The 21,686-nt window shown below is 61.3% G+C and carries 20 protein-coding genes; 13 read left to right on the forward strand and 7 right to left on the reverse strand.

What is annotated here, in order from left to right; all coding sequences use genetic code 11:
• The first annotated feature begins 62 nt into the window (after positions 1-62).
• Genes ACI512_RS29050 through ACI512_RS29075 form a run of 6 tightly spaced genes read left to right on the forward strand, consistent with a single transcriptional unit; the run spans position 63 to position 6,745 of the window.
• Positions 63-755: an RDD family protein gene (locus ACI512_RS29050; RefSeq protein WP_043205827.1), complete on the forward strand. Its 693-nt coding sequence runs from the start codon at positions 63-65 to the stop codon at positions 753-755.
• On the forward strand, positions 752-1,732 hold the full coding sequence (locus ACI512_RS29055; RefSeq protein ID WP_015885635.1) for a stage II sporulation protein M: 981 nt from the start codon (positions 752-754) through the stop codon (positions 1,730-1,732). Before ACI512_RS29050 ends, ACI512_RS29055 begins: the two co-directional genes overlap by 4 nt.
• Positions 1,719-3,248, forward strand: a complete 1,530-nt coding sequence (locus ACI512_RS29060; protein WP_236379001.1) for a DUF4129 domain-containing protein — start codon at positions 1,719-1,721, stop codon at positions 3,246-3,248. Before ACI512_RS29055 ends, ACI512_RS29060 begins: the two co-directional genes overlap by 14 nt.
• Positions 3,245-4,414, forward strand: coding sequence for a DUF4350 domain-containing protein (locus ACI512_RS29065; protein ID WP_236379003.1), 1,170 nt, complete (start codon positions 3,245-3,247; stop codon positions 4,412-4,414). The genes ACI512_RS29060 and ACI512_RS29065 overlap by 4 nt, the downstream gene beginning before the upstream one ends.
• Positions 4,411-5,406 carry a MoxR family ATPase gene (locus tag ACI512_RS29070; RefSeq protein WP_236379005.1) on the forward strand — a complete coding sequence of 332 codons (996 nt, stop codon included), beginning with the start codon at positions 4,411-4,413 and terminating at the stop codon, positions 5,404-5,406. The genes ACI512_RS29065 and ACI512_RS29070 overlap by 4 nt, the downstream gene beginning before the upstream one ends.
• Before the next feature lie 7 nt (positions 5,407-5,413).
• The gene (locus tag ACI512_RS29075; protein ID WP_236379007.1) at positions 5,414-6,745 is read left to right on the forward strand and encodes a DUF58 domain-containing protein; all 1,332 of its coding nucleotides are present in this window, start codon (positions 5,414-5,416) and stop codon (positions 6,743-6,745) included.
• Between the two features lie 77 nt (positions 6,746-6,822).
• On the opposite strand, the gene ACI512_RS29080 is transcribed toward ACI512_RS29075, so the two are convergent.
• Together ACI512_RS29080 and ACI512_RS29085 are read right to left on the reverse strand one after the other, a co-directional pair.
• Positions 6,823-7,182, reverse strand: coding sequence for a PilZ domain-containing protein (locus tag ACI512_RS29080; protein ID WP_015885640.1), 360 nt, complete (start codon positions 7,180-7,182; stop codon positions 6,823-6,825).
• Positions 7,183-7,407: 225 nt separating this feature from the next.
• Complete coding sequence (locus ACI512_RS29085) at positions 7,408-7,782, reverse strand: hypothetical protein (protein WP_015885641.1); 375 nt, start codon at positions 7,780-7,782, stop codon at positions 7,408-7,410.
• A 173-nt stretch (positions 7,783-7,955) separates the two neighbouring features.
• Between ACI512_RS29085 and pyk the strand changes: the two genes are divergently transcribed.
• A complete protein-coding gene (pyk, locus tag ACI512_RS29090; RefSeq protein ID WP_015885642.1) occupies positions 7,956-9,407 on the forward strand; it encodes a pyruvate kinase in 1,452 nt (483 codons plus the stop codon).
• Between the two features lie 180 nt (positions 9,408-9,587).
• Here pyk and ACI512_RS29095 read toward each other — a convergent pair whose 3' ends face one another.
• Together ACI512_RS29095 and ACI512_RS29100 are read right to left on the reverse strand one after the other, a co-directional pair.
• On the reverse strand, positions 9,588-10,337 hold the full coding sequence (locus tag ACI512_RS29095) for an enoyl-CoA hydratase-related protein (protein WP_236379008.1): 750 nt from the start codon (positions 10,335-10,337) through the stop codon (positions 9,588-9,590).
• Between the two features lie 30 nt (positions 10,338-10,367).
• A complete protein-coding gene (locus ACI512_RS29100) occupies positions 10,368-11,300 on the reverse strand; it encodes an iron-sulfur-binding ferredoxin reductase (RefSeq protein ID WP_236379010.1) in 933 nt (310 codons plus the stop codon).
• Positions 11,301-11,516: 216 nt separating this feature from the next.
• Here ACI512_RS29100 and ACI512_RS29105 point away from each other — a divergent pair, with 216 nt between their 5' ends.
• The 4 genes from ACI512_RS29105 to ACI512_RS29120 all read left to right on the forward strand — a co-directional run bounded on the left by ACI512_RS29105 (position 11,517) and on the right by ACI512_RS29120 (position 18,000).
• On the forward strand, positions 11,517-13,040 hold the full coding sequence (locus tag ACI512_RS29105; RefSeq protein ID WP_046035276.1) for a fumarate hydratase: 1,524 nt from the start codon (positions 11,517-11,519) through the stop codon (positions 13,038-13,040).
• A gap of 268 nt (positions 13,041-13,308) precedes the next feature.
• Complete coding sequence (locus ACI512_RS29110) at positions 13,309-15,075, forward strand: ATP-binding protein (protein WP_236379012.1); 1,767 nt, start codon at positions 13,309-13,311, stop codon at positions 15,073-15,075.
• The gene (locus tag ACI512_RS29115) at positions 15,069-16,394 is read left to right on the forward strand and encodes a sigma-54 dependent transcriptional regulator (protein WP_015885647.1); all 1,326 of its coding nucleotides are present in this window, start codon (positions 15,069-15,071) and stop codon (positions 16,392-16,394) included. The genes ACI512_RS29110 and ACI512_RS29115 overlap by 7 nt, the downstream gene beginning before the upstream one ends.
• A gap of 286 nt (positions 16,395-16,680) precedes the next feature.
• Positions 16,681-18,000, forward strand: coding sequence for an MFS transporter (locus tag ACI512_RS29120; protein ID WP_015885648.1), 1,320 nt, complete (start codon positions 16,681-16,683; stop codon positions 17,998-18,000).
• Between the two features lie 61 nt (positions 18,001-18,061).
• Here ACI512_RS29120 and ACI512_RS29125 read toward each other — a convergent pair whose 3' ends face one another.
• Positions 18,062-18,817 carry a hypothetical protein gene (locus tag ACI512_RS29125; RefSeq protein WP_093543218.1) on the reverse strand — a complete coding sequence of 252 codons (756 nt, stop codon included), beginning with the start codon at positions 18,815-18,817 and terminating at the stop codon, positions 18,062-18,064.
• Positions 18,818-18,993: 176 nt separating this feature from the next.
• Between ACI512_RS29125 and ACI512_RS29130 the strand changes: the two genes are divergently transcribed.
• Complete coding sequence (locus tag ACI512_RS29130) at positions 18,994-19,626, forward strand: flavin reductase family protein (protein ID WP_015885650.1); 633 nt, start codon at positions 18,994-18,996, stop codon at positions 19,624-19,626.
• Positions 19,627-19,740: 114 nt separating this feature from the next.
• Here ACI512_RS29130 and ACI512_RS29135 read toward each other — a convergent pair whose 3' ends face one another.
• Positions 19,741-19,986 (reverse strand): hypothetical protein, encoded by a 246-nt coding sequence (locus ACI512_RS29135; protein ID WP_043205829.1) that lies wholly within the window; start codon positions 19,984-19,986, stop codon positions 19,741-19,743.
• A 44-nt stretch (positions 19,987-20,030) separates the two neighbouring features.
• Positions 20,031-20,372, reverse strand: a complete 342-nt coding sequence (locus ACI512_RS29140) for an antibiotic biosynthesis monooxygenase family protein (protein WP_064054598.1) — start codon at positions 20,370-20,372, stop codon at positions 20,031-20,033.
• A 328-nt stretch (positions 20,373-20,700) separates the two neighbouring features.
• On the opposite strand from ACI512_RS29140, the gene ACI512_RS29145 reads away from it, so the two are divergent.
• Positions 20,701-21,630 (forward strand): AraC family transcriptional regulator, encoded by a 930-nt coding sequence (locus tag ACI512_RS29145; RefSeq protein ID WP_015885653.1) that lies wholly within the window; start codon positions 20,701-20,703, stop codon positions 21,628-21,630.
• Positions 21,631-21,686 lie beyond the last annotated feature (56 nt).

The raw sequence follows: 21,686 nt of genomic DNA on the forward strand, positions 1-21,686 counted from the left end.
TTCCATCGCCGACACTGCTAGCATCCGTGTCTTCCAGCCACTCTGCACTGCCAAGGATCGCGATGCCGTCAGCCCCATTGGACACCCGCTACCAGATCGAGACCCCGGAGGGCATCGACCTGCCACTGCGCCCGGCCGGCCTGGTGCCACGCGTGCTGGCCTTCGCCTTTGACTTGGGTTTGCGCGGAGTCATCATGGGTATTCTGTTGGTACCGCTGGCCTTGCTGGGCAACGTCGGTATCGGCCTGGGCTCGCTGCTGCTGTTCCTGATCAGTTGGTGGTACATGGTGCTGTTCGAGGTGCTTAACCAGGGATGCTCGCCCGGCAAACAGGTCATGGGGTTACGTGTCGTACAAGATGACGGCACCCCGATTAGCTGGTCCGCGTCACTGATCCGTAACCTGCTGCGATTTGTCGACATGCTGCCATTCGGCTATTTCCTCGGCGCTATCAGTTGCCTGCAGCATGTCCACTTCAAGCGCCTGGGCGACCTGGCCGCCGGCACACTGGTGATTTACCGAGAGCAGCCGTTGGAGCGCCCCCAGATACCTCAAGCTGCAGCCTTGCGCCTGCCCTTTGCCCTGGACTTGAGCGAACAACGGGCCATCCTTGCCTTCGCGGAACGCCAGACTGAACTGTCCACCGAGCGCGTTCACGAGCTGGCTTCGATTCTCGCCACCCCTTTGCAGGTATCCCCGGCTCGCGCTGTTGAGCAACTCAACGGCGTGGCCCGTGGCCTGTTGGGGCCAACATGAAGCAGAGCCTTTTCGAAAGCCGCCACCAGCCCCAGTGGCAGGCCTTTGCCGAACACCTGAAACAGTTGGAGCAAGGTAAGGCCAAGCCCGGCGACGTGGCTGACTTCCCCCATCAGTACCGACGCCTGTGCCAGCACCTGGCCCTGGCCCAGGAGCGTGGCTACAGCAGCTACCTGGTAGACCCACTGCAGCAATTGGCCCTGCGCGGCCATCAACAACTTTACCGCCATCGCAGCCAATTGGCGGCCAATGTACTGGGGTTCGTACTCGCCGATTTTCCTCGGTTAGTGCGGGAACAGTGGCGTTTCGTGCTGATAGCAAGCCTGCTGTTCTTTGGCAGCCTGATCGGTATCGCGCTGCTGGTGTACCTGTTTCCGGACCTGATCTACAGCATCGTCAGCCCCCAGCAAGTGGCCGAGATGCAGGGCATGTATGACCCCGACGCCAGCCGCCTGGGCCGCGCCGCCGAGCGAGCATCGAGCGAAGACTGGATGATGTTCGGCTACTACGTGATGCACAACATCGGTATCGCGTTCCAGACATTTGCCGCCGGCTTATTGTTCGGCCTGGGCAGCGTGTTCTTTCTGATTTTCAACGGTCTGGTCATCGGTGCAGTCTCCGGGCACCTGACCGAAATCGGCTATGGCCAGACCTTCTGGTCATTCGTCATCGGCCATGGCGCATTCGAACTGACCGCGATCGCCCTCGCCGGTGCCGCCGGTTTGCAGTTGGGCTGGGCGCTGATCGCTCCACGACAGTTGACCCGTGGTGAATCCTTACGGCTGGCGGCGCGCAAAAGCGTGCAAATGTTGTGCGGCGTCATGATCTTCCTACTGATCGCTGCCTTCATCGAGGCCTACTGGTCATCCACCACTGCGATAACCCCTTGGGTCAAATACCTGGTGGGCGCTGTCCTGTGGCTGCTGGTGATCGTTTACCTGAGCGTTGCCGGAAGGACCCACCATGCGCCTGAGTGATGCCAGCGTGGTAATCCGCCCCCGTACTGCCTGGGAGGCCATGGACCTTGGCGTACTAATGGCACGGGAACACCGCCTGCTATTGATGAGCAGTTGGGCGTTGGTCACTCTGCCAGTGTTTGCCTTACTCACTGCCCTGCTGTGGCAGTACCCGTCTACTGCGATATTCCTGTTCTGGTGGCTCAAGCCCGCCTTTGACCGCTTGCCGCTGTACATCCTGTCCAAGGCCTTGTTTGGCGAAACGCCCAGCGTCAAGCAGGCGGTGCGCCAGTGGCCAAGCCTGCTCAAAGGCCAGCTGCTGGCCAGCCTGACCTGGCGACGGCTCAGCCTGAGCCGAAGCTTTTTAATGCCTGTGAGCCAACTCGAAGGCCTGGATGGCCCAGCACGCCAAAAACGCCTGGGCGTACTGCAGCAACGCAACGCCGGCGCCGCACGTTGGCTGACCACCGTCGGGGTGCACCTGGAAATCGGCCTGTGGTTTGGTTGCATGGCGCTGTTCTATTTCTTTATTCCCCAAAACATCGAGACGGATTGGGACTGGCAACGCCTGGCACTGGCGACAAGCGCGGAAGGGCTTTGGTTGGAACACCTGGGCAACGCCTTCTATGCCTTGATCCTGGTGTTTTGGGAGCCGATCTACGTCGCCTGCGGTTTCAGCCTCTACCTTAACCGCCGCACCGCACTGGAAGCCTGGGACTTGGAGTTGGTCTTCCGACGTCTTCGCCAACGCCTGAGCAGTGTGGTGCCGTTGCTATTACTGATGATCGGGTTAACGTTGCTGCCATTCAGTCAGCCCGTCATGGCCGATCCTTCCAGTCCCCCCAAGCCGCTGAGCACCCAGAGTGCGAGCCAGTCCGTAAAGGTGATACTGGACAAGCCGCCCTTCAAAAACCCGGAAACCGTCACCCGCTATCGCTTCGGCGAAGAACAACCCGCCACTAAAAACAAGGCTCACAGTGATGGCAGACTTCCGGCCTGGCTGAAGGCGCTGCTGGACAACCTCAACAGCAATACCTTCAAACACATCGCCCAGGGTTTGGAAGTCCTGTTGTGGGGGCTTCTGATCGGTAGCCTGATCATGCTCGCGTGGCGGTATCGCGAATGGTTGCGCACCTTCGTCACTCGGCGGGGGCCTCGCAAACCGAAAACCGTCGCCCCCCTACCTGCGCAACTGTTCGGCCTTGAACTGGGCGTCGAGACCTTGCCCGACGATGTCGCCAGCACTGCGGAACAGCTGTGGGCCACCCAACCCAGGGAAGCCCTCGGCCTGCTGTATCGGGGCCTTCTCAGCCGACTGCTGCATGACTTCAGCCTGCCGCTGAAAAGCGCTGACACCGAAGGTCAGGTCCTGGCACGTGTAAACCAATTGCAGCAGCCGCAATTGCTGGCTTTCAGCGATGAGCTGACTCGGCACTGGCAAAACCTCGCCTATGGCCATCGCCTTCCCCCCCTCACCGCCCAGCAAAAACTGTGCAGTGACTGGCGCACCCTGTTCAACTCAGGGAGCCAGCCATGAACCGGCCATTACTGTGGGTTGGGTTATTGCTGGCGTGCCTGCTTGGAGCGGGTGGTTACTACGCCTGGAGCAAGGCGATTCCCTACGATGAAGTCGTGGACCGTGGCCCTTCCCCGGAAGCCTTGGCCAACCCCTACCTGGCGGCCGAACACTTTCTGCGCCAACAAGGCCTGACAGTTGAACAGGCCAATAGCCTGGAACGGCTGACGGCCCTGCCGGCCAAGGGCAACAGCCTATTGCTGCTCGGCGAACGCAGTAACATGTCGCCGCGCCAGGTGGAGCAACTGCTGGGATGGGCAAAATCCGGCGGCCACCTGCTACTGGTGGCCGAAGCACTCTGGGATGAAGAGACCGGCAAAAGCGGCGACCTGCTGCTCGATCGTCTGCCTATCCACCAGACCTTGAGTGACGAGCCTGACGAGCTCGCCCCCACCCGTGAAAAGCCGCCTAAAAAGAAAGCCCCGGACCTGACCAAGCTCTATGTCGACAATGAAACCGCACCGGCGTATTTCAGTTTCGACACGGACTTCAACCTCACCGACCCCAAGCATCTGGCGCAATTTTCCGCCAATAGCGCAAAGTCGACTCACCTGATGCAACTCCACCTCGGGGAAGGCAGCGTCACGGTCATCACCGACAGCGACCTGTGGAAAACCCCGGACATAGGCAAGCACGATAATGCCTGGCTGCTGTGGTACCTGAACCAGGGCACCGCCGTGACCTTGCTGTTCAACAGTGACTTCGACGACCTGTTCACCTTATTGCTACGGTATTTCCCCCAAGCCCTGGTGGCACTCATTGCCTTGGTCGCCCTGGCACTTTGGCGGGCCGGTATGCGTCATGGCCCGATCCAGCCACCCGCCTCCAACGCCCGTCGCCAATTGCAGGAACACCTGAAAGCCAGCGCCGACTTCCTGTTGCGCCGTAGCGGCCATGGCACGCTGCTGCATGCCCTACAGCGCGATATCTTGCGCACCGCACGGCGCCGTCACCCAGGTTTTGAACACCTCGACAACGCAGAACAGTGGCGGGTGCTTGAACACCTGACGCGTCAACCTTCTCACGTGATCAGCCAGGCCCTTGGCCCACTCCCGGCAAAACGGCTCTCCAGCGCCGATTTCAGCCGGCAGGTGGCATGCCTGCAAACCCTCAGGAATGCCCTATGAGCGAATTTCCAAGCGCCACCGCCTTGCCCCGCGAAACCTTGCAACGCGCCAGCGGACAAGCCCAGGCCCTACGCACTGAGTTACGCAAGGCGGTGATTGGCCAGGACGCGGTGATCGACGATGTCTTGACCGCACTGATCGCCGGCGGCCATGTGCTGCTGGAAGGTGTGCCAGGGCTGGGCAAAACCTTGTTGGTACGAGCCCTGGCGCGTTGCTTTGATGGCGATTTCGCGCGTATCCAGTTCACCCCGGACCTGATGCCCAGCGATGTCACCGGCCACGCCGTGTACGACCTTCACACCGAACAGTTCAAGCTACGCAAGGGACCGGTGTTCACCCACTTGTTGCTGGCCGACGAAATCAACCGCGCGCCGGCGAAGACCCAGGCAGCCTTGCTCGAGGCCATGCAGGAGCGGCAGGTCACCCTCGAAGGCGAGCCGCTGCCCATCGGCCAACCGTTCATGGTACTGGCGACCCAGAACCCCATCGAACAGGAAGGCACCTACCCCCTGCCGGAAGCGGAACTGGATCGTTTCATGCTCAAGGTGCGCATGGATTACCCCGACGCACAGCAGGAATTGGACATGGTGCGCGAAGTCACGCGCTCGTCGCGGGCCGACATGCTGGATGTACACCCATTGCGCACGGTGTTGCAGGCCGGGGACGTGCTGCAGTTGCAGCAGATTGCCAGTGACCTGGCCCTGGACGAACACGTGCTCGATTATGCCGTACGCCTGGCACGGGCCACCCGTAGCTGGCCGGGGCTGGCGATCGGCGCCGGGCCTCGTGCCTCGATCGACCTGGTACGCGGCGCCCGCGCCCGCGCGTTGTTGCGCGGTGGTGAATTCGTCACCCCGGACGATATCAAGGGATGTGCCCTGGCAGTACTGCGCCATCGGGTGCGTATCGCGCCCGAGCTGGATATAGAGGGGCTGGAGGTCGATCAGGTGCTCAAGCAACTGCTCGATCAGATCCCGGCTCCCCGGCAATGACTCGCCCATGAAACCGACCCGTCTGCTGTTGAACTGGCTCGGCGTATTGCTGGCCCTGGGCATCCTGCTGGGCACTGCAGCAGCATTGCAGTTCAAAGTGCCCGACACCTTGCACTCCGTGACGTGGGGATTGCTCCTGGCGCTGTTGCTGCTGGCCATGCTGGATGCGATGCGCCTGCGTCGCCGCCCATCTCCCCGCGTACACCGACAGATGCCCGCAAGCCTGGCACTTGGACGGTGGGGCGAGGTACGCCTGGCCTTGGAGCATGACTTCCCACAGCCGCTGACAGTGCAGGTATTCGATCATGTCCCCGACGGGTTGACCGTGGAAAACATGCCCCAGTCCATAAACCTGCGCCCCGGTGAACGCAGTGAGCTGGGTTATCGTCTGCGCCCACTGCGGCGGGGACACTTCAGTTTCAGCCGCTGTGAAATTCTGCTGCCCAGCCCAATGGGGCTGTGGTCAGCGCGGCGCTTTATCGAGGTGAGCGATGCCACCCGCGTCTACCCGGATTTCGCCCGACTCTACGGCGCACAGCTGCTGGGCGTGGACAACTGGCTGAGCCAACTGGGTGTGCGTCAACGTCAACGCCGAGGGTTGGGGCTGGAGTTTCATCAGTTGCGCGAGTTTCGCGACGGCGACAGCCTGCGGCAAATCGACTGGAAGGCCACCGCGCGGCAGCGCACCCCCATCGCCCGTGAATACCAGGATGAACGCGACCAACAGATCGTGTTCATGCTTGATTGCGGCCGACGCATGCGCAGCCAGGATGACGAGCTGTCGCATTTTGACCATGCCCTCAATGCCTGCCTGTTGCTCAGCTACGTCGCCTTGCGTGAGGGTGATGCGGTGGGACTGTGCACCTTTGCCAGTGACCAGCCGCGCTACCTCGCGCCAGTGAAGGGCAGTAGCCAGTTGAACCTGTTGCTCAACGCGGTATACGACCTGGACACCACTCGACGGACTGCCGATTATCAGGCTGCGGCCAGCCAACTGCTGGCTCGGCAAAAGCGCCGTGCATTGGTGGTCGTGGTGACTAACCTGCGGGATGAGGACGATGAGGCGCTGCTGACGGCCGTCAAGCGCATCAGCCGACAGCATAGGGTGATGGTGGCCAGTTTACGCGAGGAAGTGCTCGATCAATTGCGCCAGGCTCCCGTGCAAACCTTGTCCGAAGCCTTGGCCTACAGCGGCACCATCGACTACCTCAATACCCGCGATGAGCTGCACGACCGCCTAGGCGCCCAAGGGTTATCCGTATTGGACACCTTGCCATCTGAACTGGGACCGGCCCTGGTGACACGTTACCTGGGCTGGAAGAAAGCCGGGGTTTTCTGACAAAAGCCCCCTTGAAACAGCGCACGGCCACAACAGGGGCTGCACTACCCCGGAACGGCTCGACCAGGCGCTGTGATTCAGGCCGAAGCCTGTAAGGGATCAAAACTGAAGTAGTGCAATAAGACGCTGATCAACTGCCCATATTCCTCGGAGGCCTTGAGCACGCTGAACCCGGAATCATAATGCTGCGGGTTGATATCTTCGTGGCTCCACAAACAGGTTGCCGTGAGATCAATCGGATGGAAGGTGCCGTCAGCACCGGGAATTTTCAGGCGCAGCTCGAAATCCACGTCGACCATCATGGGCAATTGGCTGATTAACATCAGTCCGTCTTCCGAGACATTGCCTAGAAAACCGATGGGCTTATCGGTGAGGCGGTTAAACACTTGCAGAAAATAAGGTAGCTGATGCCGCTCGATCCGTCGGTCGGTAAACATGGTGAGATCGCCATCCAATGGCCATTACTGCGGCCGTGCCAGTGATTCGGAACAGGCCAAAACGCCCGCTCTCCCTGGATCTCGGTGTGATAACAGGCAATATTTTGCCGCCAAACAACCACCAAGTCCGGGCCCCACATCGTTTGCGCTTGAAACTTGTACAAACGAACGTCTAAAGAATAGCCCAAGACTGGCAACGGGCCAGTTATGAAATGACGAATATCATCATAACGAGGCTGGACGCGGCCGAGCGACGCTTGCGCCAGGGTAATGCCCCAGTTGTTGCAGGGTGTCGAGCCGCGCACGCGCACGATAGGCGTACTCACTCGAGGGGTACTGATTGATGATGAATTGGTAGGTCTGCACCGCATCGACGAACAGCTTTTGCCGCTCCAGGCATTGCCCGCGCAACATCGAAACCTCTGGCTGCACATAACGTCGGGTGCGACTTTCGCGGTCGACCTGGGACAATTCCAGGGTGACACGCTCACAATCACCGACCTTGTAGGCGCGGTAGGCGTTGTTCAAATGGTGGTCCATCGACCAACGGGTGCAGCCGACAACACTGACGGCCAGGGCAGCAATGAGCAAAATTCGCATGAGGGTTCTCCTGTCTTGTGCAGTGTATCGACCCCTCGTCGAAAATCTTCAAGGATGTTCGTATTCCACCGCAGCGAAAACAAGTCAATCATCGATAAGTAGTGCAAACGAACAATGACTACAACGAAAGAGCATAGTAGCCTTCCTCAGCGCTTGAACTCAGGAGTCTGTGCATGTCCGTCCGTCGTACCAAAATCGTCGCCACCCTTGGCCCGGCCAGCAACTCGCCGGAAGTCCTCGAACAGCTGATTCTGGCTGGTTTGGACGTTGCCCGTCTGAACTTCTCCCACGGCACCCCGGACGAGCACAAGGCTCGCGCCAAGCTGGTGCGTGAACTGGCTGCCAAGCACGGCCGCTTCGTGGCCCTGCTGGGTGACCTGCAAGGCCCGAAGATCCGTATCGCCAAATTCGCCAACAAGCGGATCGAGCTGAAAATCGGTGACACCTTCACCTTTTCCACCAGCCACCCGCTGACCGAGGGCAACCAGCACGTCGTGGGTATCGACTACCCGGACCTGGTCAAGGACTGCGGCGTCGGTGACGAGTTGCTGCTGGACGATGGCCGCGTGGTCATGCGCGTCGACACCGCCACCGGCACCGAGCTGATCTGCACCGTGACCATCGGCGGCCCACTGTCCGACCACAAAGGCATCAACCGTCGTGGCGGCGGCCTGACGGCCCCGGCATTGACGGAAAAAGACAAGGCTGACATCAAGCTCGCCGCCGAAATGGAAGTGGACTACCTCGCCGTGTCCTTCCCGCGCGACGCCGCCGACATGGAATACGCCCGTAAACTGCGCGACGAAGCCGGCGGCACCGCCTGGCTGGTCGCGAAGATCGAACGCGCCGAAGCCGTGGCCGACGACGAAACCCTCGACGGCCTGATCAAGGCTTCCGACGCGGTGATGGTTGCCCGTGGCGACCTCGGCGTGGAAATCGGTGATGCCGAGCTGATCGGTATCCAGAAGAAGATCATCCTGCACGCACGCCGCCACAACAAAGCGGTGATCGTGGCGACCCAGATGATGGAGTCGATGATCCAGAACCCGATGCCGACCCGTGCCGAAGTGTCCGACGTGGCCAACGCCGTGCTCGACTACACCGACGCCGTGATGCTCTCGGCTGAAAGTGCCGCCGGCCCGTATCCGCTGGAAGCCGTGCAAGCCATGGCGCGTATCTGCATCGGCGCTGAAAAGCACCCGACCAGCAAGACCTCCAGCCACCGTATCGGCAAAGAGTTCGAAAGCTGCGACCAGAGTATCGCCCTGGCGGCCATGTACACCGCCAACCACTTCCCAGGTGTGAAGGCGATCATTGCGTTGACCGAAAGTGGCTACACGCCATTGATCATGTCGCGCATCCGTTCGTCGGTGCCGATCTACGCGTTCTCCCCGCACCGCGAAACCCAGGCCCGCGCGGCCATGTTCCGTGGTGTGTACACCGTCCCGTTCGACCCGGCCTCGTTGCCGCCGCACGAAGTCAGCCAGGCTGCCATTGATGAGCTGATCAAGCGTGGCGTTGTAGAGAAAGGCGACTGGGTCATCCTGACCAAGGGCGACAGCTACCACACCATCGGCGGTACCAACGGCATGAAGATTCTGCACGTTGGCGACCCAATGGTCTGAGTGACACGCTGAAAAACAAAAGCCCCGCCCTGTGAATGGCGGGGCTTTTTGCATTTCAGATCAGAGTGACCTGCTGGCTCTCAGGGCCTCATCGCGGGCAAGCCCGGCTCCCACATTGGAACGCGGTCAACTGTGGGAGCCGGGCTTGCCCGCGATGAGGCCAGACCAATCGACTTACCTTCAGCGACTGCTGATAAACCCCGACAACGCCGCAATCGCCTCAGGCGACCTCAACCGCTGGGTAAACAATGCCCCCTCCTCCTCGATCACCTGCCGCAACTGTTCGCGGTCCACGCTTTTCATCAACTGCTTGGTCACCTGCACCGCCCCCGGCGCCAGGGTTTCAAAACGCTCGGCCACTTCCCGCGCCTTGGCCAGCGCCGCCTCACCACTGCCCAACGCCTCGGTGGCAATGCCCCAGGCAGCCGCCTGTTCACCGGTGAACCCCTCACCCAGCAATAGCAACTCAGCCGCCTTGGCATGCCCCAACAAGCGCGGCAGGATCAAACTCGAGCCAAATTCGGGACACAGTCCCAAATTGACGAACGGCATGCGCAACCGCGCATCGTGGCTGACATACACCAGGTCGCAATGCAGCAACAGGGTCGTGCCGATGCCCACCGCCGCACCCGCCACCGCAGCAATCACTGGTTTTCGACAGTTGAGCAGGCTCTTCATGAAGTGGAACGGCGGGGCATCAAGATCGCTGGGCGGATGGTCGAGAAAATCGCTAATGTCGTTGCCGGCAGTGAAGCACTCACTGCTGCCCTGGATCAGTACGCAGCGAATCTCCCCGTCCGCATCGGCCTGCTCCAACGCCTCGGCCAGTTGTGTGTACATGGCGCGGGTCAGGGCGTTCTTTTTGTCAGGGCGATTGAGCTGCAGGGTCAGCAGCCCACGTTCGCGCTGCTGTTGGATGGCGTCAGTCATGGTCAATCTCGCGACTGTAGAGTTCAGCGCTCAACCACGGGGCAGGAACACATCGGCCAGCAGTTGATTGCGCGGCAGTCCCGCCAGGAACAAACGCTTGGAAAACGCTTCCACGCTGGCAGGGTGCCCGCAGAGTAAGGCCAGAGTTTGCCGCGAAACAAGCCGCAGTTGCGCCAATGCCTGGGCCGACTCGGCCGCCGTCCATAGCTCCACCGACAGGTTGGGGTACTGCGCGGCCAGCGCCGCCAAGGGTTCGGCCAGATAATGGCCATCGGCATCATGGGCCAGGTGAATCACACGGATGGCCCCCTGATGATCCTGGCGCAGCGCTTCACGCAACACGCCCCACAACGGCCCCAACCCGGTACCGGATGCCAGCAGCCACAACGGCCGGGATTGCCAGTCAGGATCATATTGCAGTGCGCCACCGCGTAATTCGCCCAAACGCAATCGGTCACCCACCGACAGCGCCCGCGCCGCATCGCTGAATTCGCCCGGTTGACGGCAATCGATATGAAACTCCAGAAAGGCATCCTCCTGGGGCAAGCTCGCCAGGGAATACGGGCGCGCCACCGACCCCGCCCACAGCACCAGGTGCTGCCCGGCACGGTAGCGCAGACTGCGCTCCGGTTGCAGGCGCAGGCGCAATACCGTCGAGTTCAACCACTCGATGCCCACCACCTCGGCCGGCAAACCGTCACGCAGCGGGTCAAACGTTTCGACACGCAGATCCCCACGGACCTGGCACTGGCACGCCAAGCGCCAACCCTCCTGGCGTTGCGCCGCGCTCAAAGCCTCGGGCTGCTTATCTTCGACCTCGCCCTGGCACCGCACCAGGCACGCGTGGCAACTGCCGGCGCGGCAACTGTAAGGCACGGCCACACCCGCCTGGTTCAAGGCATCCAGCAGATTACTGCCGGCCGTTACCGACCAATGGCGTTCGCCGACGTACAGTTCAGGCATATAAGGACTCAATCACAAAGGGCGCGCACAGGGAATCATGCCTGCGACAGTTTGACCATAGTCGGGTGTATCGGCCACCGCGCCGGGTTATACTGCCGCGCCTTTTTAGCGTCGCGCCTGCACCACTTTGGCGTGCCTTGGAAAGGTGAGCTCAGCCGACCGATGCAACACTGGGCTCACCTTTATTGAATGTTCCCTTATAGAGGAGCGCGACTCATGACCGTGATCAAGCAAGACGACCTGATTCAGAGCGTTGCCGACGCCCTGCAATTCATTTCCTACTACCACCCCGTTGATTTCATCCAGGCCATGCACGAAGCCTACCTGCGCGAAGAATCGCCAGCGGCGCGTGATTCCATCGCCCAGATCCTGATCAACTCGCGCATGTGCGCCACCGGCCATCGCCCGATCTGCCAGGACACCGGTATCGTTACCGTGTTCGTGCGCGTGGGCATGGACGTGCGTTGGGATGGCGCCACCATGGGCCTGGACGACATGATCAACGAAGGCGTGCGTCGCGCCTACAACCTGCCGGAAAACGTCCTGCGTGCCTCCATCCTCGCCGACCCGGCAGGCGCGCGTAAAAACACCAAGGACAACACCCCAGCGGTCATCCACTACTCCATCGTCCCGGGTAACACCGTGGAAGTGGACGTGGCGGCCAAGGGCGGCGGTTCCGAGAACAAGTCGAAAATGGCCATGCTCAACCCGTCCGACTCGATCGTTGACTGGGTGCTCAAGACCGTTCCGACCATGGGCGCCGGCTGGTGCCCACCGGGCATGCTCGGCATCGGCATCGGCGGCACCGCCGAGAAAGCCGCGGTGATGGCCAAGGAAGTGTTGATGGAGTCCATCGACATCCACGAGCTGAAAAAGCGCGGCCCGCAGAACCGTATCGAAGAGATGCGCCTGGAGCTGTTCGAGAAGGTCAACCAACTGGGCATCGGCGCCCAGGGCCTGGGTGGCCTGACCACCGTGCTCGACGTGAAGATCATGGACTACCCGACCCACGCCGCCTCGCTGCCGGTGTGCATGATCCCCAACTGCGCCGCCACCCGTCACGCGCACTTTGTGCTCGACGGCTCGGGCCCGGCGTCGCTGGAAGCGCCACCGCTGGACGCCTACCCGGAAATCGTCTGGGAAGCCGGCCCTTCGGCCCGCCGCGTCAACCTCGACACCCTCACCCCGGAAGAAGTGCAGAGCTGGAAGCCGGGCGAAACCGTGTTGCTCAACGGCAAGATGCTCACCGGTCGCGACGCCGCGCACAAGCGCATGGTCGAGATGCTGAACAAGGGCGAAAGCCTGCCGGTGGACCTCAAGGGCCGCTTCATCTACTACGTCGGCCCGGTTGATCCGGTGCGCGAAGAAGTGGTTGGCCCAGCGGGCCCGACCACCGCGACGCGGATGGACAAGTTCACCCGTCAGATCCTCGAGCAGACCGGCCTGTTGGGCATGATCGGCAAATCCGAGCGCGGTCCGACCGCCATCGAAGCGATCAAGGACCACAAAGCCGTGTACCTGATGGCCGTCGGTGGTGCCGCTTACCTGGTGGCGCAAGCCATCAAGAAGTCGCGCGTTGTCGCCTTCGCCGAACTGGGCATGGAAGCGATCTACGAGTTCGATGTGAAAGACATGCCGGTCACCGTGGCGGTGGACAGCAAGGGCGAATCCGTCCACATCACCGGTCCTGCCATCTGGCAGAAAAAGATCAGTGACAGCCTGGCGGTAGAAGTGCAGTAAGCATTTCCCCTGCAAGGATAGGCGACTGCGGCCTTGGGCCTAGTCGCCTTTTTATTGCCTGCTGGTTTCTCTGTAGTGAGCGGGCTTGCCCCGCGCTGCGCGGCGAAGCCGCCCCATCATTTTGCCAAACAGAACGCGGTGTCAGGTTTTAGGGCGGCTTCGCCACCCAGCGCGGGGCAAGCCCGCTCACTACACAACCCCGCTCGCCACAACGATAACGTCGTGCATGCTATGGTGCACTCCCCTTTCTGCGCCTGCCCATCACCGTATGATCGTGATCCCTCGCCCCCTGCGCTTGACGTTCTACTCCCTGCTGATCATCGCCGGTGCCGTGCTGGCTGCCGCCTTGGCCACGCGCCATGCCGAACGCCAAGCCCTGGTGGACGATGCCGCCCGCGCCAATCAGCAGCTTGCGTTGTATGCCAACTCGCTGCACACCCTGATCGAACGCTACCGCGCCCTGCCCGCCGTGCTGGCGCTGGACTCGGAGATGATCAACGCCTTAAAGGGCCCGCTGGATCCCTCCACCCAGGACCTGCTCAACCGCAAGCTCGAACGCATCAACGGGGCTGCGCAGTCTTCCACGCTGGAGTTGATGGACCGCACCGGCCTGGCCGTGGCCGCCAGCAACTGGAACCTGCCGAGCAGTTACGTGGGGCATAACTATGCGTTCCGACCGTACTTCAGCCAGACGTTGAGCCAGGGCACCGGGCGCTTTTATGCGGTGGGCGTAACCACCGGGATCCCCGGTTACTTCCTCTCCAGCGCGGTGCTGGATGAACACGAGCAGTTCCTCGGCGCCATGGTGGTCAAGCTGGAGTTCCCCGAGCTTGAGCGCGAGTGGGCCCAAGGCAATGACTTACTGCTGGTCAGTGATGCGCGTGGCATCGTGTTTATCGCCAATCAACCCGGCTGGCGTTATCGCAACCTGCGGCCGCTGTCGGCCAGCGACCTTGCCGAACTCAAGGCCACCCGCCAATACGACAAAAAACAACTGCTGCCGCTGGATGCCCAGTCACTGCAGCGCTTTGGCGAAAACAGCCATTTGATGCGCGTCAACGGCCCGGAGGGCAGCGCCAACTACATCTGGGAGTCCTTGCCGCTGAAAGCCGAAGGCTGGACCCTGCACCTGCTGCGCAAGCCCCAGTTCGCCTTTGAGGATCAACGCAACGCCGGGCTGGCCGCCGCCGGTTCCTGGCTGGCGCTGGTGTTCCTGGTGTTGTTTCTGACCCAACGCTGGCGCCTGGCCCGTTTGCGCCAGCGCAGTCGCGAGGAGCTTGAACAACTGGTGGAAGAACGCACCCAGGCGCTGCGCACCGCCCAAGATGGCCTGGTGCAATCGGCCAAGTTGGCAGCGCTGGGGCAGATGTCCGCCGCCCTCGCCCACGAAATCAATCAGCCACTGACGGCCCAGCGCATGCAGTTGGCCACGTTGCGCCTACTGCTCGATCACGGCCGCGTCGACGACGCCTACAAGGCGCTCACCCCGCTGGACGACATGCTCACGCGCATGGCCGCGCTCACCGGTCACCTCAAGACCTTCGCGCGCAAAAGCCCGAGCGGCCTGCGTGAACGCCTGGACTTGGCCACGGTGGTGGACCAGTCCCTGCATCTTCTGGATGCACGCCTGCGCGATGAAGCCATCGGCGTAGTGCTGGACCTGACCCGCCCCGCCTGGGTCCGCGGCGATGCAATTCGCCTGGAGCAGGTGCTGATCAACCTGCTGCGCAACGCCTTGGACGCCATGGCCGATAAGCCGCGCAAACGCCTGGAAATCCGCCTGCAGGCCGATCAACAGCTGTGGCAGCTGACCGTCAGCGACTCCGGCGGCGGGATTGCCGACGACCACCTGAACAGTGTGTTCGACCCGTTCTTCACCACCAAGCCCGTGGGTGACGGGCTCGGCTTGGGGTTGGCGGTTTCCTACGCTATCGTGCACGAACTGGGCGGACGCCTGAGCGCCGGCAACCGGGGCGACGGCGCGGTATTCACCCTGACCTTGCCTATCGCGCTGGAGACGCCCGAACCATGCTGAACGCGGTGATTGTGGTCGATGACGAAGCCAGTATTCGCACAGCCGTCGAGCAATGGTTGAGCCTGTCGGGGTTTGAGGTGCAATTGTTCAGCCGCGCCGACGAATGCCTGGCGCGACTGCCTAAGGACTTCCCCGGGGTGATCCTGAGCGACGTGCGCATGCCCGGCCTCAGCGGCCTGGAACTGTTGGCCGAGGTGCAGCGCCGCGACGCGGATTTGCCGGTCATCCTGCTCACCGGCCACGGCGATGTGCCGATGGCCGTTGAGGCCATGCGTGACGGTGCCTACGACTTCCTGGAAAAACCCTTCAGCCCCGATGCCTTGCTCAACAGCCTGCGCCGTGCCTTGGACAAGCGTGGCTTGATTCTCGAAAACCGACGCCTGCATCAACAGGCCGATCATCGGGCGCAGTTGGAATCGACGCTGCTGGGCGTGTCCCGGGGTTTGCAAACCTTGCGCCGCCAGGTGCTGGACCTGGCGAGCCTGCCGGTCAACGTGCTGATCCGTGGCGAGACCGGCAGCGGCAAGGAGCTGGTCGCCCGCTGCCTGCATGATTTTGGCCCGCGCGCGAAAAAGCCGTTTGTGGCACTCAATTGCGCCGCGATTCCCGAGCAATTGTTCGAGGCCGAACTGTTTGGCCACGAAAGCGGCGCGTTCACCGGGGCCCAGGGCAAGCGCATCGGCAAGCTGGAGTACGCCCACGGTGGCACGCTGTTCCTCGATGAAATCGAAAGCATGCCGCTGGCCCAGCAGGTGAAACTGCTGCGCGTGCTGCAGGAGCAGAAGCTGGAACGGCTGGGCTCCAACCACAGTATTCACGTGGACCTGCGCATCATCGCCGCCACCAAGCCGGACCTGCTGGAAGAGGCCCGCGCCGGGCGTTTTCGCGAAGACTTGGCCTACCGCTTGAACGTCGCGCAATTGCGCCTGCCGCCTTTGCGTGAGCGCCGCGAGGATATCCCGTTGCTGTTCGACCACTTCACCCACAGTGCCGCCGATCGCCTGGGCCGCACCGTCGAACCGCTGAGCGGCGCGCAATTGGGACGCCTGCTCAGTCACGACTGGCCGGGCAATGTGCGTGAGCTGGCTAACGTCGCCGAGCGCCAGGTGCTGGGGCTTGGCGACCCGGAACCGGAAGGCGTCGAGGCCGGGCAATCCCTGGCGGCGCAGCAGGAGGCGTTCGAGGCTCATTGCTTGAAGGCCGCGTTGACCCGGCATAAAGGCGATATCAAGGCGGTGCTGGCGGAGTTGCAACTGCCGCGCAGAACCTTGAATGAAAAGATGCAGCGGCATGGGTTGGTGCGGGAGATGTTTCTCTAGGCCCATCGTTGTGTTGACTGGCAGGCCGCTATCGGGGGCAAGCCCCCTCCCACATTTTGATTTGTGAACACGCTCAAGTGTGGGAGGGGGCTTGCTCCCGATGAGGACAGCAGCCATAAGCGGATTTCCGCTCATCACCTGAAAATCATCAGCAACTTTCCGCTCAATAAAATCTTGTAACCCTTCTATTCCGGGCCTTCACCCACCTGGCACAGCTCCTGCTATAGCCCCAGCCAGGCAGTGCTCAAGCACGCTCCATAAAAACAACTAGATGAAGGATCCTTCAATGGATAACTCCAACTCCCTGCCTCTGGGGTCGGCGGCTGCGCCGGCGAAAGAGCGCACCACGTCCAGCCGGATCAAATCGATTTTCAGCGGATCGGTCGGCAACATGGTCGAGTGGTACGACTGGTACGTCTACGCCGCTTTCTCGCTGTACTTCGCCAAAGCCTTCTTCCCGAAAGGCGACACCACCGCCCAACTGCTCAACACCGCCGCGATCTTCGCCGTGGGCTTCCTGATGCGCCCGATCGGTGGCTGGCTGATGGGCCTGTATGCCGACAAAGTCGGACGTAAAAAGGCCTTGATGGCCTCCGTCTACCTGATGTGCTTCGGCTCGCTGCTGATTGCCCTGAGCCCAGGCTATGAAATTATCGGTATCGGTGCGCCGATCCTGCTGGTATTTGCCCGTTTGCTGCAGGGCCTGTCGGTCGGCGGCGAATACGGCACCTCCGCCACTTACCTCAGCGAGATGGCGACCAAGGAACGTCGCGGTTTCTACTCCAGCTTCCAGTACGTGACCCTGATCTCCGGCCAGCTCATCGCCCTGGCGGTACTGATCGTGCTGCAACAAGTGCTGACCACCGAGCAACTGTATGCCTGGGGCTGGCGTATCCCGTTCGCCATCGGCGCCCTGTGTGCGGTGGTCGCGCTGTACCTGCGTCGCGGCATGGAAGAAACCGAGTCGTTCACCAAAAAGGAAAAAGCCAAGGAAAGCGCCATGCGCACCTTGATGCGCCACCCCAAGGAACTGCTGACCGTGGTCGGCCTGACCATGGGCGGTACGCTGGCGTTCTACACCTACACCACCTACATGCAGAAATACCTGGTGAACACCGTCGGCATGAGCATTTCCGACTCCACCACCATCTCGGCGGCGACGCTGTTCCTGTTCATGTGCCTGCAACCGATCGTCGGTGGGCTGTCGGACAAGGTAGGCCGTCGGCCGATCCTGATCGCCTTCGGTATCCTCGGCACGCTGTTCACCGTGCCGATCCTCACCACCCTGCACACCATCCAGTCCTGGTGGGGCGCGTTCTTCCTGATCATGGCTGCGCTGATCATCGTCAGCGGCTACACCTCGATCAACGCCGTGGTGAAAGCCGAACTGTTCCCGACCGAAATCCGCGCCCTGGGCGTGGGCCTGCCGTATGCGCTGACGGTGTCGATCTTCGGCGGTACCGCTGAATACATCGCGCTGTGGTTCAAGAGCATCGGCATGGAGACCGGCTACTACTGGTATGTGACCGCATGCATCGCGGTGTCGCTGGTGGTCTACGTGACCATGAAGGACACGCGCAAGCATTCACGTATCACCACTGACTAACGCTTCGCCAGTCCTGCAAAAAGGGCTGTGTCAGCAGATGACACAGCCCTTTTTTGTGAGATCAGGACAGTTCCGCAACCTCACGCTGCCCATACCGCCGCTGCGCATACGATGCAGCCACAATCATCACCAGCAACACACCCGCCAACACCGCCGACGACCCCACCGTGCCAAAGTCCAATCCGCCCTTTTCATGGGGCTTGGTGAGAAAGTCCCCCAGTGTTGCGCCGAATGGCCGCGTCAACACAAACGCCACCCAGAACAACAGCACCGACGAGATCCGGGTGAAGTACTTGAGCGCCACCACCGCGGCGATGGTCGAGCCGATCAACAAGGCGCCACCGGCAAAACCAAGCCCCGAATCGTCCGCGAGGAAATCGCCCAAGGCCGTGCCCAAGGTGTTGGAGAACAGGATCGCCATCCAGTAGAACAACTCACCTCGGAAGGTCTGCACCTTGTTCACGTTCAGCGAGTCACCACTGAGGTGCCACACGGCAAAGATGATCATCAGGATCACAATCAGGATCATCGACCCCGTGGCGTAGCCCAGGCCGAGGGTGCGGTCCATGAAGTCCGACATCGTAGTGCCGGCGGTGCTGGTAGACAGGATCACGATCCAGTAGAGCACGGGGTTGTAGGTTTTGGACCAGAGTTGCGTCACCAAGGTGACCAGGAACACGCTGATCAGGATCATTGAGCTGATGGCATAACCGACATTCAGCGTCATCGACAGCAAATCCCCGGCGGTTTCGCCCAGGGTGGTTGCGCAGATTTTCATGACCCAGAACGCGAGGGTGATCTGAGGAAGTTTGTTCATGCGGTAGAAGGCTCCAAGGTTCAGTCTTATGGGGGTGTCGACCTTGGGCGCAGACTGAACGGGGAACTGTGAAAAATAGGTGGGCGAGGAATGAAAATTCCATATCGCCGATGGAAATTAGCCGCCTTGGGTTGCAGTATGGCCACCTCAACGAAGCCAACAGCAGGAACCCGGCCATGTCCGACGATATCCACTTCTACGAACCCGCCAACGGCCACGGCCTGCCCCATGACCCGTTCAATGCCATCGTCGGGCCACGGCCGATCGGCTGGATTTCGTCACACGACAGTGAAGGCCGCCTGAACCTGGCGCCCTACAGCTTCTTCAATGCGTTCAACTACATTCCGCCGATCATCGGGTTTTCCAGTGTCGGGCGCAAAGACAGCCTGAACAACATCGAACAGACCGGCGAGTTTGTGTGGAACCTGGCGACCCGCCCGCTGGCCGAGCAGATGAACCAGAGTTGCGCCGCCGTTTCCCCCGAGGTCAACGAGTTCGAGTTGTCCGGCCTGACGCCGGTGGCTTCCAAGATCGTTGGCGTGCCACGGGTGGGCGAGAGCCCGGTGTCGTTCGAGTGCAAGGTGACGCAGATCATCCAGTTGCAACGTGCGGACAAGGCGTTGGTGCCGAGTTGGCTGGTGCTGGGCGAGGTGGTCGCGGTGCACATCGCCAAGTGGCTGCTCAAGGATGGGGTCTACGACACCGCCGCCGCCGAGCCGATTTTGCGCGGTGGTGGCCCGGCGGATTACTTCCAGTTGGGGCCGGAGGCGCTGTTCAAGATGTACCGGCCAGGCGCCACCAAACCCTGACTGAAAATGCCGTCAACACTGTGGGAGGGGGCTTGCTCCCGATAGCAGGGGGTCAATCAGCAAACCTTTAGCTGATACACCGCTATCGGGAGCAAGCCCCCTCCCACGTGTGGTTTAGTTTGCGGCGGCTGCCCAGGTCAGTTGACCGTCTTCGTCCACATCGACCAATCGCTCCAATTGCACCGTCGCTGCATCGTCGGCGTCGGAAGCGGTCTTGAACGTCTGTCCATCAAGGATCTTGTGAAACTTCGGTGCGCCCATGCCATCCAGTGCCTTGACGGCGACGGCGGCGCTGTAGCCACCTTCACCCGGTACTACGGCGGATACGGCTTCGTGGTGGGCAAATTGTTTACGTGCCATGTTGCAGGTCCTGGCCAATGGAAAGTCGGCCATTCTAAACCTGATCAGCCGGCGAGTTGCAGGTACTCGCCGTAGGCATTCGCGGCGGATGCATCGGTGAAGGTCTGGAAGTCCATGCTGCGCACGACCATGTCGTTCAACAGCTCGGTAAAGATCATCAGGGCCGGAGAGTCGAAGTAGGCGCTCATCGCCTGCTCGCTGCTCCAGAAACCGGAGATCAGCCAGACATCAGGGTCGACCTGGGAATGCTGCAACGAGAATTGCAGGCAACCCTGAGCCTGGCGGCCCGGTTCGATCAAACTGCTCAAGCGTGCACCGAGTTCGGTGCTGCACCCGGTGCGGGCGCGGATAAAGGCCATATGGCTCGCGGGAATGGGGGTGGACATGTTCGACTCTCCCGTTGAGAAGTGATGCTCGGCAAGCACTGTGAGGGTGTGTTGCCACAGGATCAAAGATAACGGCGCGGGTGAGCACGCGGTTAGTCGATTCCTGCCGGCTTATTGCACAATCCTGCGAGAAGCGTAGAGAGGACGTTCGGCCCAGGGCTTTATTCCACGGACAAACGCCGTGTTTCAGGGAGATGACAGGCCCGCTGCTTGCCTGATTCACGATATGGCGCAGGATCAGGCAAGGATTGTGCAGAATCGACGTAACACTGTTTGAACCGTCGCCGCTAAGCTTGCCCCCATCACCGCAGCCTGTAGAGGACGCCCCATGCCGTCGCCCGAATCCAAATCCATCCCCCTCGATGCCGAGATGGAAAAACAGCGCGCCGAGCTGGCCAGTATCGTGCACCGGCATACCTGGGAAGAAGGCTCCTACGGCACGGCCATCACGACGCTGTACCTGAACCGCCACAACACGCCGCGCGACTTCATGCCGGTACTGGTCGAGCCGGCCCTGTGCATTCTGGCCAGCGGCAGCAAGGAAGTGCGCCTGGCTGACGAAATCTTCGCCTACGACCCGCTCAACTATTTAGTCTTTTCGGTGGCCATGCCAGTGGCCGGGCGGATCATTGATGCCACCCCGCAAGACCCGAACCTGTCGGTACGCATCAACATCGACCCGGCCCAGCTCACCGCCTTGATTGCCGAAGCCGGCCCGATGGGCGTGCCGACGCGTCCAACCTCCCGTGGCATGTACGTGGACCGTATCGACACCCAATTGCTCGACGCCGTGCTGCGCCTGGCGCGCCTACTCGATACGCCCAAAGACATCGCCATGCTCGCGCCATTGATCAACCGGGAAATTCTCTATCGCCTGTTGCGGGGCCCGCAGGGTTATCGGCTGTATGAAATTGCCGTGGCCAACAGTCAGAGCCATCGCGTCAGCCAGGCGATCAAGTGGTTGAATGGCAACTACGAACAACCGCTGCGCATCGATGACCTGGCCAAGGAAGTGAACCTGAGCGTCTCGACCTTGCACCACCGCTTCAAAGCAATCACCGCCATGAGTCCGCTGCAATATCAGAAGCAACTGCGCTTGCAGGAGGCCCGGCGATTGATGATTGCCGAAGGGTTGGAAGCGTCGGCGGCGGGGTATCGCGTGGGGTATGAAAGCCCGTCGCAGTTCAGCCGGGAATACAGCCGATTGTTTGGGGCGCCGCCGTTGCGTGACCTGGCGCGGTTGCGCCAGAGCATCTGACCCAATGAAGATCAAAATGTGGGAGGGGGCTTGCCCTCGATTGCGGTGGGTCAGCT

This window comes from Pseudomonas petroselini, assembly GCF_045037875.1.
GTDB lineage: Bacteria > Pseudomonadota > Gammaproteobacteria > Pseudomonadales > Pseudomonadaceae > Aquipseudomonas > Aquipseudomonas petroselini.

Bases quoted from the DNA above. Each gene is read 5' to 3' on its own strand.
- ACI512_RS29050 (WP_043205827.1), top strand. From the start codon at position 63: ATGCCGTCAGCCCCATTGGACACCCGCTACCAGATCGAGACCCCGGAG.
- ACI512_RS29055 (WP_015885635.1), top strand. From the start codon at position 752: ATGAAGCAGAGCCTTTTCGAAAGCCGCCACCAGCCCCAGTGGCAGGCC.
- ACI512_RS29060 (WP_236379001.1), top strand. From the start codon at position 1,719: ATGCGCCTGAGTGATGCCAGCGTGGTAATCCGCCCCCGTACTGCCTGG.
- ACI512_RS29065 (WP_236379003.1), top strand. From the start codon at position 3,245: ATGAACCGGCCATTACTGTGGGTTGGGTTATTGCTGGCGTGCCTGCTT.
- ACI512_RS29070 (WP_236379005.1), top strand. From the start codon at position 4,411: ATGAGCGAATTTCCAAGCGCCACCGCCTTGCCCCGCGAAACCTTGCAA.
- ACI512_RS29075 (WP_236379007.1), top strand. From the start codon at position 5,414: ATGAAACCGACCCGTCTGCTGTTGAACTGGCTCGGCGTATTGCTGGCC.
- ACI512_RS29080 (WP_015885640.1), bottom strand. From the start codon at position 7,182: ATGTTTACCGACCGACGGATCGAGCGGCATCAGCTACCTTATTTTCTG.
- ACI512_RS29085 (WP_015885641.1), bottom strand. From the start codon at position 7,782: ATGCGAATTTTGCTCATTGCTGCCCTGGCCGTCAGTGTTGTCGGCTGC.
- pyk (WP_015885642.1), top strand. From the start codon at position 7,956: ATGTCCGTCCGTCGTACCAAAATCGTCGCCACCCTTGGCCCGGCCAGC.
- ACI512_RS29095 (WP_236379008.1), bottom strand. From the start codon at position 10,337: ATGACTGACGCCATCCAACAGCAGCGCGAACGTGGGCTGCTGACCCTG.
- ACI512_RS29100 (WP_236379010.1), bottom strand. From the start codon at position 11,300: ATGCCTGAACTGTACGTCGGCGAACGCCATTGGTCGGTAACGGCCGGC.
- ACI512_RS29105 (WP_046035276.1), top strand. From the start codon at position 11,517: ATGACCGTGATCAAGCAAGACGACCTGATTCAGAGCGTTGCCGACGCC.
- ACI512_RS29110 (WP_236379012.1), top strand. From the start codon at position 13,309: ATGATCGTGATCCCTCGCCCCCTGCGCTTGACGTTCTACTCCCTGCTG.
- ACI512_RS29115 (WP_015885647.1), top strand. From the start codon at position 15,069: ATGCTGAACGCGGTGATTGTGGTCGATGACGAAGCCAGTATTCGCACA.
- ACI512_RS29120 (WP_015885648.1), top strand. From the start codon at position 16,681: ATGGATAACTCCAACTCCCTGCCTCTGGGGTCGGCGGCTGCGCCGGCG.
- ACI512_RS29125 (WP_093543218.1), bottom strand. From the start codon at position 18,817: ATGAACAAACTTCCTCAGATCACCCTCGCGTTCTGGGTCATGAAAATC.
- ACI512_RS29130 (WP_015885650.1), top strand. From the start codon at position 18,994: ATGTCCGACGATATCCACTTCTACGAACCCGCCAACGGCCACGGCCTG.
- ACI512_RS29135 (WP_043205829.1), bottom strand. From the start codon at position 19,986: ATGGCACGTAAACAATTTGCCCACCACGAAGCCGTATCCGCCGTAGTA.
- ACI512_RS29140 (WP_064054598.1), bottom strand. From the start codon at position 20,372: ATGTCCACCCCCATTCCCGCGAGCCATATGGCCTTTATCCGCGCCCGC.
- ACI512_RS29145 (WP_015885653.1), top strand. From the start codon at position 20,701: ATGCCGTCGCCCGAATCCAAATCCATCCCCCTCGATGCCGAGATGGAA.